The sequence below is a fragment of the Pseudomonas sp. IT-P12 genome (assembly GCF_949767465.1).
Taxonomy (GTDB): domain Bacteria; phylum Pseudomonadota; class Gammaproteobacteria; order Pseudomonadales; family Pseudomonadaceae; genus Aquipseudomonas.
Genome location: NZ_CATKPY010000024.1, coordinates 469,942 through 482,286 on the forward strand (window position 1 = coordinate 469,942; position 12,345 = coordinate 482,286).

The 12,345-nt window shown below is 62.1% G+C and carries 17 protein-coding genes; 6 read left to right on the forward strand and 11 right to left on the reverse strand.

The window, feature by feature from the left end:
- The gene (gene mtgA / locus ACM6IM_RS23080) at positions 1 to 723 is read right to left on the reverse strand and encodes a monofunctional biosynthetic peptidoglycan transglycosylase (protein ID WP_414866405.1); all 723 of its coding nucleotides are present in this window, start codon (positions 721 to 723) and stop codon (positions 1 to 3) included.
- Between the two features lie 74 nt (positions 724 to 797).
- Here mtgA and ACM6IM_RS23085 point away from each other — a divergent pair, with 74 nt between their 5' ends.
- From ACM6IM_RS23085 to trmB, 4 genes are all read left to right on the forward strand, one after another.
- Positions 798 to 1,178 (forward strand): DUF423 domain-containing protein, encoded by a 381-nt coding sequence (locus ACM6IM_RS23085; protein ID WP_201191642.1) that lies wholly within the window; start codon positions 798 to 800, stop codon positions 1,176 to 1,178.
- Positions 1,179 to 1,249: 71 nt separating this feature from the next.
- The gene (thiS, locus tag ACM6IM_RS23090; protein WP_008026157.1) at positions 1,250 to 1,450 is read left to right on the forward strand and encodes a sulfur carrier protein ThiS; all 201 of its coding nucleotides are present in this window, start codon (positions 1,250 to 1,252) and stop codon (positions 1,448 to 1,450) included.
- Positions 1,451 to 1,513: 63 nt separating this feature from the next.
- Positions 1,514 to 2,308: a thiazole synthase gene (locus ACM6IM_RS23095; RefSeq protein ID WP_192306841.1), complete on the forward strand. Its 795-nt coding sequence runs from the start codon at positions 1,514 to 1,516 to the stop codon at positions 2,306 to 2,308.
- 9 nt (positions 2,309 to 2,317) lie between these two features.
- Positions 2,318 to 3,043, forward strand: a complete 726-nt coding sequence (trmB, locus tag ACM6IM_RS23100; protein WP_192306839.1) for a tRNA (guanosine(46)-N7)-methyltransferase TrmB — start codon at positions 2,318 to 2,320, stop codon at positions 3,041 to 3,043.
- Between the two features lie 130 nt (positions 3,044 to 3,173).
- Here trmB and ACM6IM_RS23105 read toward each other — a convergent pair whose 3' ends face one another.
- The 9 genes from ACM6IM_RS23105 to ACM6IM_RS23145 all read right to left on the reverse strand — a co-directional run bounded on the left by ACM6IM_RS23105 (position 3,174) and on the right by ACM6IM_RS23145 (position 9,844).
- Positions 3,174 to 3,497, reverse strand: a complete 324-nt coding sequence (locus ACM6IM_RS23105) for a DUF3392 domain-containing protein (RefSeq protein WP_236482496.1) — start codon at positions 3,495 to 3,497, stop codon at positions 3,174 to 3,176.
- 9 nt (positions 3,498 to 3,506) lie between these two features.
- Positions 3,507 to 4,712, reverse strand: coding sequence for a radical SAM family heme chaperone HemW (hemW, locus tag ACM6IM_RS23110; protein ID WP_414866406.1), 1,206 nt, complete (start codon positions 4,710 to 4,712; stop codon positions 3,507 to 3,509).
- Positions 4,709 to 5,305, reverse strand: coding sequence for an RdgB/HAM1 family non-canonical purine NTP pyrophosphatase (gene rdgB, locus ACM6IM_RS23115; RefSeq protein ID WP_192306835.1), 597 nt, complete (start codon positions 5,303 to 5,305; stop codon positions 4,709 to 4,711). The genes hemW and rdgB overlap by 4 nt, the downstream gene beginning before the upstream one ends.
- Complete coding sequence (locus tag ACM6IM_RS23120) at positions 5,302 to 5,736, reverse strand: DUF4426 domain-containing protein (protein ID WP_201191644.1); 435 nt, start codon at positions 5,734 to 5,736, stop codon at positions 5,302 to 5,304. The genes rdgB and ACM6IM_RS23120 overlap by 4 nt, the downstream gene beginning before the upstream one ends.
- A gap of 26 nt (positions 5,737 to 5,762) precedes the next feature.
- Entirely contained in the window at positions 5,763 to 6,383 is a 621-nt protein-coding gene (metW, locus tag ACM6IM_RS23125; RefSeq protein ID WP_414866407.1) for a methionine biosynthesis protein MetW, read from the reverse strand.
- Positions 6,384 to 6,390: 7 nt separating this feature from the next.
- Entirely contained in the window at positions 6,391 to 7,530 is a 1,140-nt protein-coding gene (gene metX, locus ACM6IM_RS23130) for a homoserine O-succinyltransferase MetX (RefSeq protein ID WP_192306829.1), read from the reverse strand.
- A 173-nt stretch (positions 7,531 to 7,703) separates the two neighbouring features.
- Positions 7,704 to 8,294, reverse strand: coding sequence for a YggT family protein (locus ACM6IM_RS23135; RefSeq protein WP_192306827.1), 591 nt, complete (start codon positions 8,292 to 8,294; stop codon positions 7,704 to 7,706).
- Between the two features lie 10 nt (positions 8,295 to 8,304).
- Positions 8,305 to 9,123: a pyrroline-5-carboxylate reductase gene (gene proC / locus ACM6IM_RS23140; protein ID WP_414866408.1), complete on the reverse strand. Its 819-nt coding sequence runs from the start codon at positions 9,121 to 9,123 to the stop codon at positions 8,305 to 8,307.
- A gap of 34 nt (positions 9,124 to 9,157) precedes the next feature.
- A complete protein-coding gene (locus tag ACM6IM_RS23145) occupies positions 9,158 to 9,844 on the reverse strand; it encodes a YggS family pyridoxal phosphate-dependent enzyme (RefSeq protein WP_192306823.1) in 687 nt (228 codons plus the stop codon).
- A 56-nt stretch (positions 9,845 to 9,900) separates the two neighbouring features.
- Here ACM6IM_RS23145 and ACM6IM_RS23150 point away from each other — a divergent pair, with 56 nt between their 5' ends.
- A complete protein-coding gene (locus ACM6IM_RS23150) occupies positions 9,901 to 10,935 on the forward strand; it encodes a type IV pilus twitching motility protein PilT (protein WP_192306821.1) in 1,035 nt (344 codons plus the stop codon).
- A gap of 67 nt (positions 10,936 to 11,002) precedes the next feature.
- Here ACM6IM_RS23150 and ACM6IM_RS23155 read toward each other — a convergent pair whose 3' ends face one another.
- Positions 11,003 to 11,623 (reverse strand): C40 family peptidase, encoded by a 621-nt coding sequence (locus ACM6IM_RS23155; RefSeq protein WP_192306819.1) that lies wholly within the window; start codon positions 11,621 to 11,623, stop codon positions 11,003 to 11,005.
- Between the two features lie 249 nt (positions 11,624 to 11,872).
- On the opposite strand from ACM6IM_RS23155, the gene ACM6IM_RS23160 reads away from it, so the two are divergent.
- The gene (locus ACM6IM_RS23160; RefSeq protein ID WP_414866409.1) at positions 11,873 to 12,304 is read left to right on the forward strand and encodes an NINE protein; all 432 of its coding nucleotides are present in this window, start codon (positions 11,873 to 11,875) and stop codon (positions 12,302 to 12,304) included.
- The last annotated feature ends 41 nt before the right edge of the window (positions 12,305 to 12,345 follow it).

Sequence of the window (12,345 nt, forward strand, 5' to 3'; positions counted from 1 at the left end):
TTATTTCGTCCAAGGCGCTCGGCGCGAATCATTGAGCCCAACCAGATAGCCGTCGCCCCCGAGCTGGTTCATCTGCTGGCGAATCCAGCCCGCGCGGCGCGCAACATAGCTGGTCGGATGGCTGGCGCTCCACACGCGCGGGTTGGGCAATACCGCCGCGAGCAGGCTCGATTGCTGGCGACTGAGGTTCTTCGCGCTCACGCCAAAGTGATGTCGGGCCGCCGCTTCCGCGCCAAACACACCGGCGTCCCACTCGACACTGTTGAGGTAGACCTCAAGAATTCGCTGCTTGGGCCAGAACACTTCGATCAGTCCGGTAAACCAGGCTTCCAGGCCCTTGCGCAGCCAGCTGCGGCCGGACCACAGGAACAGGTTCTTCGAGACTTGCTGGCTGAGCGTGCTGGCGCCGCGAACCGATCCGCCCAACTCGTTGTGGGCCAGGGCCGCACGGATCGCCCCGAGGTCGAAACCCCAATGCTCGGGAAACTTCTGATCTTCCCCGGCGATCACCGCGACTTTGAGGTCGTCGGAGATTTCATCCCAGGGTTTCCAGGTGCGTTGCAGGTCAATCGGCTCGCCGTCGAACCAGGATTCGACCTTGCGCTCGACCATCAGCGCCGTGCCCGGTGGCGGCACCACGCGAAAAATCAGCACCAGCACGACGCTGCCCCCGGCGAACCAGAGCAGGGCCTTCGTGAATCGTCGCAAAAATAAACGCAGCATAGAGATGGCTTGGCCGAACCCGTCGAGCGGGCCATTATACAGACCCTGTTGATCGAGTCTGACTGGAGTTCTTCATGCTGCGTGGCTTTCTGATGCTGGCCGCTTTCTTCGGTTTCACCGGCGTCGCCCTGGGGGCGTTTGCCGCTCATGGCTTGAAAAGTCGCCTCACCCCCGAGTACCTGGCGATCTTTCATACGGGCGTAACCTATCAGTTGGTGCATGCCCTGGCGCTGTTCGGGGTGGCATTGCTGGCCGCGCACATTCCGGGCCGGCTGGTCACCTGGGCCGGCCTCTCGTTCACGATCGGCATCCTGCTGTTTTCCGGCAGTCTGTACCTGCTGACGACGGTGGGCATCGGCAAGCTCGGCATCATTACGCCTTTCGGCGGCCTGGCCTTCCTGATCGGCTGGCTGTGCCTGGGGCTGGCCGCCTGGCGCCTGCAGGCGACCGCTTGACGCTTGTTACTGACCTTTAGGTCATGATCGGGCTAGAATGCCACCCCCTAAAAATGATGGCGGCATTTGGCATGCGCATTCAGTTGAACGGCGAATCCCTTGAACTGCCCGACGGTGAAACCGTTGCGGCCCTGCTGACCCGTCTGGAATTGACCGGACGCCGGGTGGCGGTCGAGCTCAATCTGGATATCGTCCCGCGCAGCCAGCACGCAGACACCACGCTCAATGACGGCGACTCGGTCGAAGTGGTGCACGCCATCGGCGGCGGCTAGCCGTCTGGCCCGAGCGGCCACAGAATCATTGTGCAAGAACCTCACCCCAACAGAGGATTTCCCATGAGCATCGTTCGCACCGACAAGCCCTTCGTCCTGGCCGGTCGTACTTACCAGTCGCGTTTGCTGGTCGGTACCGGCAAGTACCGTGACATGGAAGAAACCCGTCTGGCCATCGAGGCTTCGGGTGCCGAGATCGTCACCGTGGCCGTGCGCCGGACCAACATCGGCCAGAACCCGGGCGAACCGAACCTGCTCGATATCCTGCCACCGGATCGCTACACCATCCTGCCGAACACGGCCGGTTGCTACGACGCCACCGAAGCCGTGCGCACCTGCCGCCTGGCCCGTGAGTTGCTCGATGGCCACAACCTGGTGAAGCTGGAAGTGCTGGCCGACCAGAAAACCCTGTTCCCCAACGTGATCGAAACCCTCAAGGCCGCCGAAGTGCTGGTCAAGGAAGGCTTCGACGTGATGGTCTACACCAGCGATGACCCGATCATCGCTCGCCAACTGGCGGAAATCGGCTGCATCGCCGTGATGCCACTGGCCGGCCTGATCGGCACGGGCCTGGGAATCTGCAACCCGTACAACCTGCAGATCATCCTCGAAGAGGCCAAGATCCCGGTGCTGGTGGATGCCGGTGTCGGCACCGCCTCCGACGCCACCATCGCCATGGAACTGGGCTGCGAAGCCGTGCTGATGAACTCGGCCATCGCCAACGCGCAACAGCCGATCATGATGGCCGAAGCCATGAAACATGCGATCGTCGCCGGCCGCCTGGCCTACCTCGCCGGCCGCATGCCGAAAAAACTCTACGCCAGCGCCTCTTCGCCGCTGGATGGTCTGATCAAGTAAGAGCCATTGATGACTGAATCAAACGACACGCCAATCCAGACGGAAGAAGGCGACGAGCGCCAACACCGCCGCATCAAGAGTTTCGTGATGCGCGCCGGGCGCATGACCGAAGGCCAGCAGCGCGGCCTCGAGCAGGGCGCGCCGCTGTTCGTGCTGCCGCTGGCGGACGCGCCGGTGGACTACGACCAGGTGTTCGGTCGTTCGGCACCGCGCTCGCTGGAAATCGGTTTCGGCATGGGCCATTCGCTGCTGGAAATGGCGGCGGCTGCGCCTGAACAGGATTTCATCGGCGTGGAGGTGCACCGTCCGGGTGTCGGTGCGCTGCTCAACGGCGTGCTGACCCAGGGCCTGACCAACCTGCGGGTCTACGATTGCGATGCCATCGAGGTGCTCAATCGCTGCGTGGCCGATAACAGCCTCGATCGCCTGATGCTGTTTTTCCCGGACCCGTGGCACAAGAGTCGCCATCACAAGCGTCGGATCGTCCAGGCCTCGTTTGCCGAGCTGGTGCGCAGCAAGTTGAAGGTCGGCGGGGTGCTGCACATGGCCACCGACTGGGAACCTTACGCCGAGTACATGCTGGAAGTGATGAACGTCGCGCCGGGTTACCGCAACCTGGCCGAAGACGGCCAGTGCGTCCCGCGCCCGGCCGAGCGCCCGATCACCAAGTTCGAACGCCGCGGCGAGCGCCTTGGGCATGGCGTGTGGGATTTGAAGTTCGAAAAGTTGGCGTAAAAGATAGCGTCTTCTACTGTGGGAGCGAGCCTGCTCGCGATAGCGTCAAGCCAGTCGATATCAATGTCGAATGACAGAACGCCATCGCGAGCAGGCTCGCTCCCACAGGGGTTTATGGGTGTTGCACAATTCAGCGGCGATCAGCGACCACGCCAATCAGCACCAGCACCACCAGCAACACTGGCGCCAGGCTGTAGTTGTTGAACTGGCTCAGGCCGCGAATGACCCAAGGGGTCGCGTAGATCAGCGCGGCGCCGCTGCCGATCATGCACAGCAGGGCCATCAGCGGGACGCGCAAGGCGCCGGCGATGCTGCCCAGGCGTTGCTCGACCCAGCCTTTGAAATCCGCACCGAACAGCACTAGCAGGCAACCCACCAGGGCCAGGGCGATTTCCGAGAGGTTGCTGCGGCTCCAGCGAGACACGGTGGCGAGCAGGTCGAGGATCAGATCCATTCGATTTCCTTAAGTCAGAAATTTTTGCAGCAAGTCGTTGAGAAACAGCTGGCCGCGTTCCGTGGCCGCCAAGCGTGACGGTTCGACCCGCAACAGGCCACTTTGTTCGGCGTCGCGACGGCCTTCGGCAAGGCTGTCCAGCGACAGGCCGGTGCGTTGCGGGTACAGCCGCGATTCGACGCCCTCCGTCAGCCGCAAGGCGTTCATCAGGAACTCGAACGGCATTTCATCATTGGTCAGCGCCTTTTCGCCAGCCTTGAAGCTTTTCGCCGGGTTGAGGTAATCCTTGGGCAGGCGCGTCTTCCAGGTGCGCACGATGCGCCCGTCCGGATGGCTGAGCTTGCCATGGGCGCCGGCGCCGATGCCGATGAAATCGCCAAAGCTCCAGTAGTTGAGGTTGTGCCGCGCCGCCCGCCCGGGTTGGGCGTAGGCCGAGACCTCGTATTGCGCGTAGCCATGCTCGGCCAGCAGTGCCTGCCCGGCTTCCTGGATGTCCCACAACGTATCGTCCTCCGGCAGCGTCGGCGGCTGGTTCCAGAACACCGTGTTCGGCTCCAGGGTCAGCTGGTACCAGGACAGGTGTGTCGGCTTCAGGGCGATGGCGGTGTGCAGGTCGGCCAAGGCGTCATCCAGGGACTGGTCGGGCAAGCCGTGCATCAGGTCCAGGTTGAAGTTGTCGAACCCGGCCTGGCGCGCCATGCCGGCGGCCCGCACGGCTTCGTCGCCGTTGTGGATGCGCCCCAGCGCCTTGAGCTTTTCCTGCTGGAAGCTCTGGATGCCGATCGACAGGCGATTGATCCCCAGCTTGCGGTACGCGACGAACTTGTCCTGCTCGAACGTGCCAGGGTTGGCTTCAAGGGTGATTTCGATGTCGTGGGCAAACGGGATGCGCTGTTCGACCCCTTGGAGCAGCCGACCCAGGGCCTGGGCGCTGAACAGGCTGGGCGTGCCGCCCCCGAAGAAAATCGAACTGAGCTCGCGACCGTGGACGGCGTGCAGGTCCTGGTCGAGATCGGCCAGCAACGCGTCCACGTATTCCTCTTCCGGCAGCACCGGGCTGGCGGTGTGGGAGTTGAAGTCGCAATAAGGGCATTTGCGCACGCACCACGGAATGTGGATGTACAGCGCCAGGGGCGGCAGCACCGGCAGGGCCGAGCGGGGCGATGCGGCGTCGCCGCCGTAGATCAGCGACGACGCGGATGTTCCGGGGGTCATTTCAAGCCCAGACGCTGGCGCAGCAGATCCATTGCGCGGGCGCGGTGACTGATCTGGTTCTTGTCGCCGGGCGTGAGCTCGGCGCTGGAGCAGTCGCGCTCAGGCACCCAGAACAGCGGATCGTAGCCAAAGCCATGTTCGCCGCTGGCCTGGGTCAGGATGCGGCCGTGCCACAACCCTTCGCAGAGGATCGGCAGCGGGTCGTCGGCGTGCCGAACCAGGGCCAGCACGCAGACGAACTGTGCGCCGCGCTCGGCTTCAGGCACGTCCTTCATCGCGTCGAGCAGCTTGGCGTTGTTCGCCGCATCGCCCTTGCCATCGGCATACCGTGCCGAGTAGATCCCCGGCGCACCGCCAAGGAAATCCACCGCCAGGCCCGAGTCGTCGGCCAGTGCCGGCAAACCGGAAATGCGTGCGGCATTGCGGGCCTTGAGGATGGCGTTTTCGACGAACGACAGGCCGGTCTCGTCAGGCTCGACGCTGCTGAACTCGCCAATCGAGCGCAGTTGCACGGACTGGCCGAGCATGGCCTGGAGTTCCTTGAGTTTGCCGGCGTTGTGGCTGGCCAGCACGAGTTGCGTGAAGTTGATCATTCGCCGGGGAAGAGCTCTTGGTTGAAATTGATGGTGTTGATGTTGTCACCGGTCTGCACCTTGATCTGGAAGGTGCGGGTTTCCTGCTGTGGTACCGGGTACTGGGCGATGTAGTAGATCGCGCCCTGCTCGGTCACCTGCTTGAAGTTCAGGGTCACACTCTGGCTGGTCAGGTCCTTGACCGTGCCGCTGACCTGGGCCATTTGCGGCTTGCCGTCCTTGAGCACCGAAATATTGATCACACCCTGGTTCTTGCTGCGGGTGAGTTCCGCGGCCTTGGCGACTTCCGGCGTCAGGTACGTGGAATTGAAGGTGTTGTAATGCACCGTGGTGTCGCCGAATTTCTCCTGGCGATCACTTTTGATGGCATCAGCGGCCATGGCCGTGACGCTCAGGCAGGCAGTGAGTAAAAGCAGCGCTAGACGACCCATGACCGTTCTCCTTGCAATGGCGCGGTTCAGACCGCGATCTTGTGGTCCTGCAGCCCGGGGCTGCTGACACGGTAGATACCGATCTCACCTAATAGATTAGGCCATAGCTTACTGGCCCACCCGTGGCGGTGCTGTTGATCCACGGCAAGCCGATCAATGACCTTGGCTTCACGTTCGCTGCAAAGTGCTTCAAAGTCTTCGAAGGTGCAGAAGTGGATGTTCGGCGTGTTGTACCAGGTATAGGGCAGGAATTCCGACACCGGCATCCGGCCCTTGCTCGCCAGGTACCAGCGGCAGCGCCAGTGACCGAAGTTGGGGAAGGTGATGATGCACTGACGACCGACACGCAGCATTTCGTCGAGGATCCTGTCCGGGTAGTGCACCGCTTGCAGCGCCTGGGTCATGACCACGATGTCGAAGCTGTTGCTGGCGAAGTTGCCCAGGCCCTTGTCCAGGTCCTGTTCGATGACGTTGATGCCCTTGGCCACGCACTCGGCGATGTTGTCCGGGTCGTTTTCCAGGCCGTAGCCGGTGACATGCTTGTTGTCGCGCAACCACGTCAGCAGTTCGCCGTCGCCGCAGCCCAGGTCGAGCACGCGGCTGCCGGCGGGGATCCATTCCTGGATGATTTCCAGATCAGCTCTCATGGCTTTCTCACAACGCAATACGGTTCATGTAATTGCCGAACGCCTGCAGGTAGCGCGGGATCGGAATCAGGAAGGCGTCATGGCCTTGCGGAGCATCGATCTCGAGGTAGCAGACGTCTTTCCTGGCCGCCATCAGGGCGTCCACCAGTTCCCGCGAGCGGGCAGGGGAGAAGCGCCAGTCGGTGGTGAAGGACATCACGCAGAACTTCGCGGTGGCGTTGGCGAAGGTTTTCGCCAGGTCATCGTCGAAGTTCGCCGCCGGGTCGAAGTAGTCCAGCGCCTTGGTCATCAGCAGGTAAGTGTTGGCGTCGAAACGCCCGGAAAACTCTTCGCCCTGGTAACGCAGGTAGCTCTCGACCTGGAACTCGACGCTGTGGAAGTCGTAATTGAGCTTTTCGCTCTTCAGGCCGCGGCCGAATTTCTCGCCCATGGAGTCGTCGGACAGGTACGTGATGTGCCCGACCATTCGCGCCAGCATCAGGCCGCGCTTGGGGATCACGCCCTGTTCCTGGAACGAACCGCCGTGGAACTCGGGGTCCGTGAGGATCGCCTGGCGCGCCACTTCGTTGAACGCGATGTTCTGCGCCGACAGCTTGGGTGCCGAGGCGATGGCCAGGCAGTGCCGCACGCGGTCGGGGTAAGTGATGGTCCACTGCAGGGCCTGCATGCCGCCGAGGCTGCCACCAATCACCGCCGCCCATTGGCCGATGCCGAGCCTGTCGGCCAGGCGTGCCTGGCTGTGGACCCAGTCTTCCACGGTCAACACCGGGAAGTCGGCGCCGAACGGCTTGCCGGTTTCCGGGTTGAGGCTGCTGGGGCCGGTGGAGCCGTTGCAACCGCCGAGGTTGTTCAGGCTGACCACGAAGAACTTGTTGGTGTCGACCGGTTTGCCGGGGCCGATGCAGCTGTCCCACCAACCGGGCTTGCGCTCGTCGGGGCTGTGGAAGCCGGCAGCGTGATGGTGGCCGGACAGGGCGTGGCAGATCAGCACGGCGTTGCTCGCCGTGGCGTTCAGCGTGCCGTAGGTCTCGTAGATCAGGTCGTACGCCGGGAGCGAGCGGCCGCAGGCCAGGGCCAGGGGCTCGCTGAAGTGCGCCACTTGCGGCGTCACCAGACCAACAGAATCGGGGGGGAAGGCAGCTGGCATCGACCCTGCTCTCGTTGAAATGAGGCGTAAGTCTAAAGACCGGTGGGGTCAGCGGCAAGCGAAGGGCGGGGTTGTTTGTGTCCAGCTGGATCGGGGGTGGATCCATCGCAACGGGCTCGCTCCCACAGGAGGGGCATGCACTCCTGTGTTCGAGCGAGCCTGCTGGCGGTGGATCAGATCAGCAGACGCAGGATTTCCGGCATCATGGTCATGGCGGCGAGGTTGTTGATCACCAGCATGTCGATCAGCTTGAGCACCATGAACGCGAGGATCGGCGAAATATCCAGGCCGCCCATGCTCGGCAGGATCCGGCGGAACGGCGCCAGGGCCGGCTCGCAGATCTGGTTCACCAGTTCGGCGCCCGGGTTATGGCTGCCCGGGGCGACCCACGAGAGGATCACGCTGATGATCAGCGCGAAGAAGAAAATCTTCAGGAACAGCGCGGTCACGCCAATCAGCGACCAGATCACCAGTTGCAGCGGATTGCCGGTGGTGCCGTAGGTCAGCAGCAGGGTCAGGGCCATCAGCGCCATTTGCACCAGGATCGCCAGCACCAGCGAGGACATGTCCAGGCCGAACAGGCTCGGGATGATCCGGCGCAGGGGCTTGAGCAAAGGCTGGGTGGCCTTGACCACGAACTGGCACAGCGGGTTGTAGAAGTTCGCCCGCACCAGTTGCAGCACGAAGCGCAGCAGCACGATCAGCAGGTACAGGCTGCCGAGGGTTTGCAGCACGTAAACCGCTGCGGTGTTCAATCCAATCATGTAAGGCTCCTTATTGACCCAGTTGTTCGGCCATCTCGGCCGAGCGGTGCGCGGCGGCGCCGAGTGCTTTTTCGACCAGGGCTTCGAAGCCTCCAGCCTGGAAGGATTTGATTGCAGCTTCTGTGGTGCCGGCCGGAGAGGTCACGCGGCGACGCAGTTCGGCGGCATCGACATCGCTGGAAACCGCCATGTGCGCGGCGCCCAGGGCCGTTTGCAGGGTCAGTTGGGCGGCGATGTCGGCGGGCAGGCCAAGCTTCACGCCGGCAGCGGTCATGGCTTCGATCAGCAGGAAGAAGTAGGCAGGGCCGGAGCCTGAAACGGCGGTGACCGCGTCCAGTTGCCGTTCTTCGTTCAACCACAGGGCGATGCCCACGGCGGACAGCAGTTCCTGTGCCTGCTGGCGTTGTTCGGCGCTGACCTCGGCGGTGGCGAACAAGCCGCTCACGCCCTGACGCAGCAGCGCCGGGGTGTTGGGCATGCAGCGCACGATCGGTTGTGCGCCCAGCCAGTTGTTCATGCTGGCGCAGGTGATGCCGGCGGCGATCGATACCACCAGTTGATTGGGCTGGAGGCTGGAGCGCAGCGCTTCGCACACGGCTTTCATTGCCTGGGGCTTGACCGCCAGTACCACCACGTCGGCGCCCTGGATAGCCTCGGCGTTATCGGCAAAGGTTGCGATGCCGTGCTCGGCGTTCACTTTGGCGCGGGTCTCGGCACCCGGATCGCTGGCGCGGATCTGCGCAGCGTCCAGGCCCTTGGCGCGCAGGCCACCGATCAGGCTGGCGGCCATGTTGCCTGCACCGATGAAGGCAATGCGAGTCTTGCTCATGTGAGGTCCTTATAAAGAAGAGAGTCAGCCATGTTCACGGCTGGGAATAGTCGCGGGCGCCAAACAGGGCCGTACCGATACGAACCCAGGTGGCGCCCTGAGCGATGGCCGACTCGAGGTCGTGGCTCATGCCCATGGAAAGTGTGTCGAGTGGCAGGTCGAGGCTGGCTTGCAGGCTTTGCACGGCAGCAAATGCAGCGTCCTGGGCGGCGCGATCTTCCGTCGGCTCGGGGATGGCCATCAACCCGCGCAGCTGCAGGCGCGGCAGTTCGCTGATGGCTTTGGCCAGGGCTGGCAGGTCGGCGGGGGTGCAGCCGGACTTGCTGGCCTCGCCGCTGACATTGACCTGAATGCAGATGTTCAGGGGCGGTAGATCGGCGGGGCGTTGTTCGGACAGGCGTTGTGCGATTTTCAGACGATCCACGGAGTGCACCCAGGCGAAGTGTTCGGCAATAGCGCGAGTCTTGTTCGACTGAATGGGGCCGATGAAGTGCCAGATCAAGGGCAGGTCGGCCAATTCGAGCTGTTTGCCCAGGGCTTCCTGCAGGTAATTCTCGCCAAAGTCGCGCAAGCCGGCGGCATGGGCTTCGCGCAAGGCGGCGGCGGGCTTGGTCTTGCTGACCGCCAGTAACTGCACGCTGTGCTCGTCGCGGTGAGCGGCAAGGGCGGCAGCCCGGATGCGTGAACCAACCTGTGCAATGTTGTCTGCTATCGTGGACATTCAAGAGGCGCCAGCGGTCTGAGGTTGGCGGCATTCTACTGGAATTGAGGAGTGCTATGGATATCACTGAGCTGCTGGCTTTCAGCGCCAAACAAGGGGCGTCCGACTTGCACCTGTCTGCCGGGCTGCCGCCGATGATTCGCGTTGACGGCGATGTGCGGCGCATCAACCTGCCCGCGCTGGATCACAAGGAAGTCCAGGCGCTGGTCTACGACATCATGAACGACACCCAGCGGATGGAGTTCGAAAAGCACCTGGAAACCGATTTTTCCTTCGACGTGCCTGGTGTCGCGCGGTTTCGGGTCAATGCCTTCAACCAGAACCGGGGGGCTGGCGCGGTGTTCCGGACCATTCCCTCCAAGGTCCTGAGCATGGACGACCTGGGCATGGGCGAGGTGTTTCGCAGGATCACCGATTCACCCCGTGGCCTGGTGCTGGTGACCGGGCCGACCGGCTCGGGCAAGTCCACCACCCTGGCGGCGATGATCGATTACCTCAACAACCATCGTCATCAACACATCCTGACCATCGAGGACCCGATCGAATTCGTTCACGAATCGCGAAAATGCCTGATCAATCAGCGCGAAGTTCACCGAGATACCCGTAGCTTCGCCACTGCCCTGCGTTCGGCGCTGCGCGAAGACCCCGATGTGATCCTGGTCGGGGAGATGCGCGACCTGGAAACCATTCGCCTGGCGCTGACGGCGGCCGAAACCGGGCACCTGGTGTTTGGTACGCTGCACACGACGTCGGCGGCGAAAACCATCGACCGGGTGGTGGACGTGTTTCCGGGGGACGAGAAGTCCATGGTGCGTTCGATGTTGTCCGAGTCGCTGCTGGCGGTGGTCTCGCAGACACTGGTGAAGAAGGTCGGTGGCGGGCGGATCGCGGCACACGAAATCATGTTGGGCACGTCGGCGATCCGTAACCTGATCCGCGAAGACAAGGTCGCGCAGATGTATTCGTCGATCCAGACCGGCGGGAGCCTGGGGATGCAGACGCTGGACATGTGCTTGAAGGAGTTGGTGACCAAAGGCTTGATCACCCGCGATCACGCGCGGGAGAAGGCACGCTCGCCGGATAATTTCTGAGGGGGATTTGCAGCCATTTCAAAAGGCGCCATCGCGATCAGGTCGAATCGCGATGGCGTTGCAGAGGTTAGCGCTGAACAACCTGCAAGCTGTTCTTCTCTTTCGGCAGAACCCGCTTGGCAACGACGTAGTGCTTTTCCCAGTACGGTTTCTTCAGGGTGTCGATGGTCACCGACTTGCCACGGCGTGGTGCGTGGATGAAGCGATCGTTGCCCAGGTAGATGGCCACGTGATTGACCCGACGGCTCTTGATGTTGAAGAAAATCAGGTCGCCCGGCTTCAGGTCGTTGCGATCGACTTTCTCGCCATGACCGCTGGCCATGGCGTTCGAGGTGCGGGGCAGGTCGAAGGTGGCGTCGTTGAACGCGTATTTCACCAGGCCGCTGCAGTCGAAGCCTTTACTTGGGCTGCTGCCGCCCCAACGGTAGGGTGTACCGAGGACGTTGACGGCACGGCTCAGTACGTTGCTGCTTTCCTTGCTCCCCATCGGCGGGACCAGGCCGCTTTTGCTGGAGCTCAGTTGTGGAGCGTTCTTGATCGACTTCTTGCTTTTGCTCGAAGGAGCAGAAGCATGGGATTTGGGCGTGTAACCATTGACGTTCGGAAGACGTTGCTCACGATTGGTGGCGTGGGCGGCCAGTGGCAGCAATAGGCAAATGGTTAGCCATGTCTTGAAAAATGGACGCATTAGGCAAGGCTCATATGGGTTAGCGCGCAACTTTATAACAGCTTTTTTTGGCTTCCCGAGGCCGTTGGTCGATTCCATCGGCGGCCAATGGAACCAAATACGCGGCAAATGCACGCAATTGTCGGACAGAAGTCAGCTGCTACAAGGGTTTGACGGCATACAAGGTACCACCTGCCATCCGTCGGCCACTCGTAAAAAAGTCACAAAGATTTAAAGAAAATTTATCTATCGTGTGTATTGAGGTCATCCATGAACACCTATCAACACCCCGTTTCACATCACGACACCCACAGCAAGGTGATTGGCTACCTGTTGTGGATTTTCGGATTTACCGGTGCCCACCGCTTTTATTACGGCAAGCCGGTGACCGGGACGATCTGGTTTTTCACCTTTGGACTGTTGGGCATCGGCTGGCTGATCGACCTGTTCCTGATCCCGGCCATGGACCGCGAGGCCGACCTGCGTTTCACCGCCGGGCCGATCGAATACAACGTTGCGTGGATTCTGCTGACATTTCTCGGGGTGTTCGGCGTACACCGGATGTACCAGGGGAAATGGATCAGCGGGTTGCTGTACCTGGTGACAGGCGGGTTGTTCTTCCTGGGGGTCCTGTATGACTTCTGGACCCTGAATGACCAGGTGTCGGTTCGCAACGCGCAGAACCGCGGCACGTTCGGGTAAGTCATCGTCGGAACGCCGCCCGGAGCAAGCTAGCTCCCACA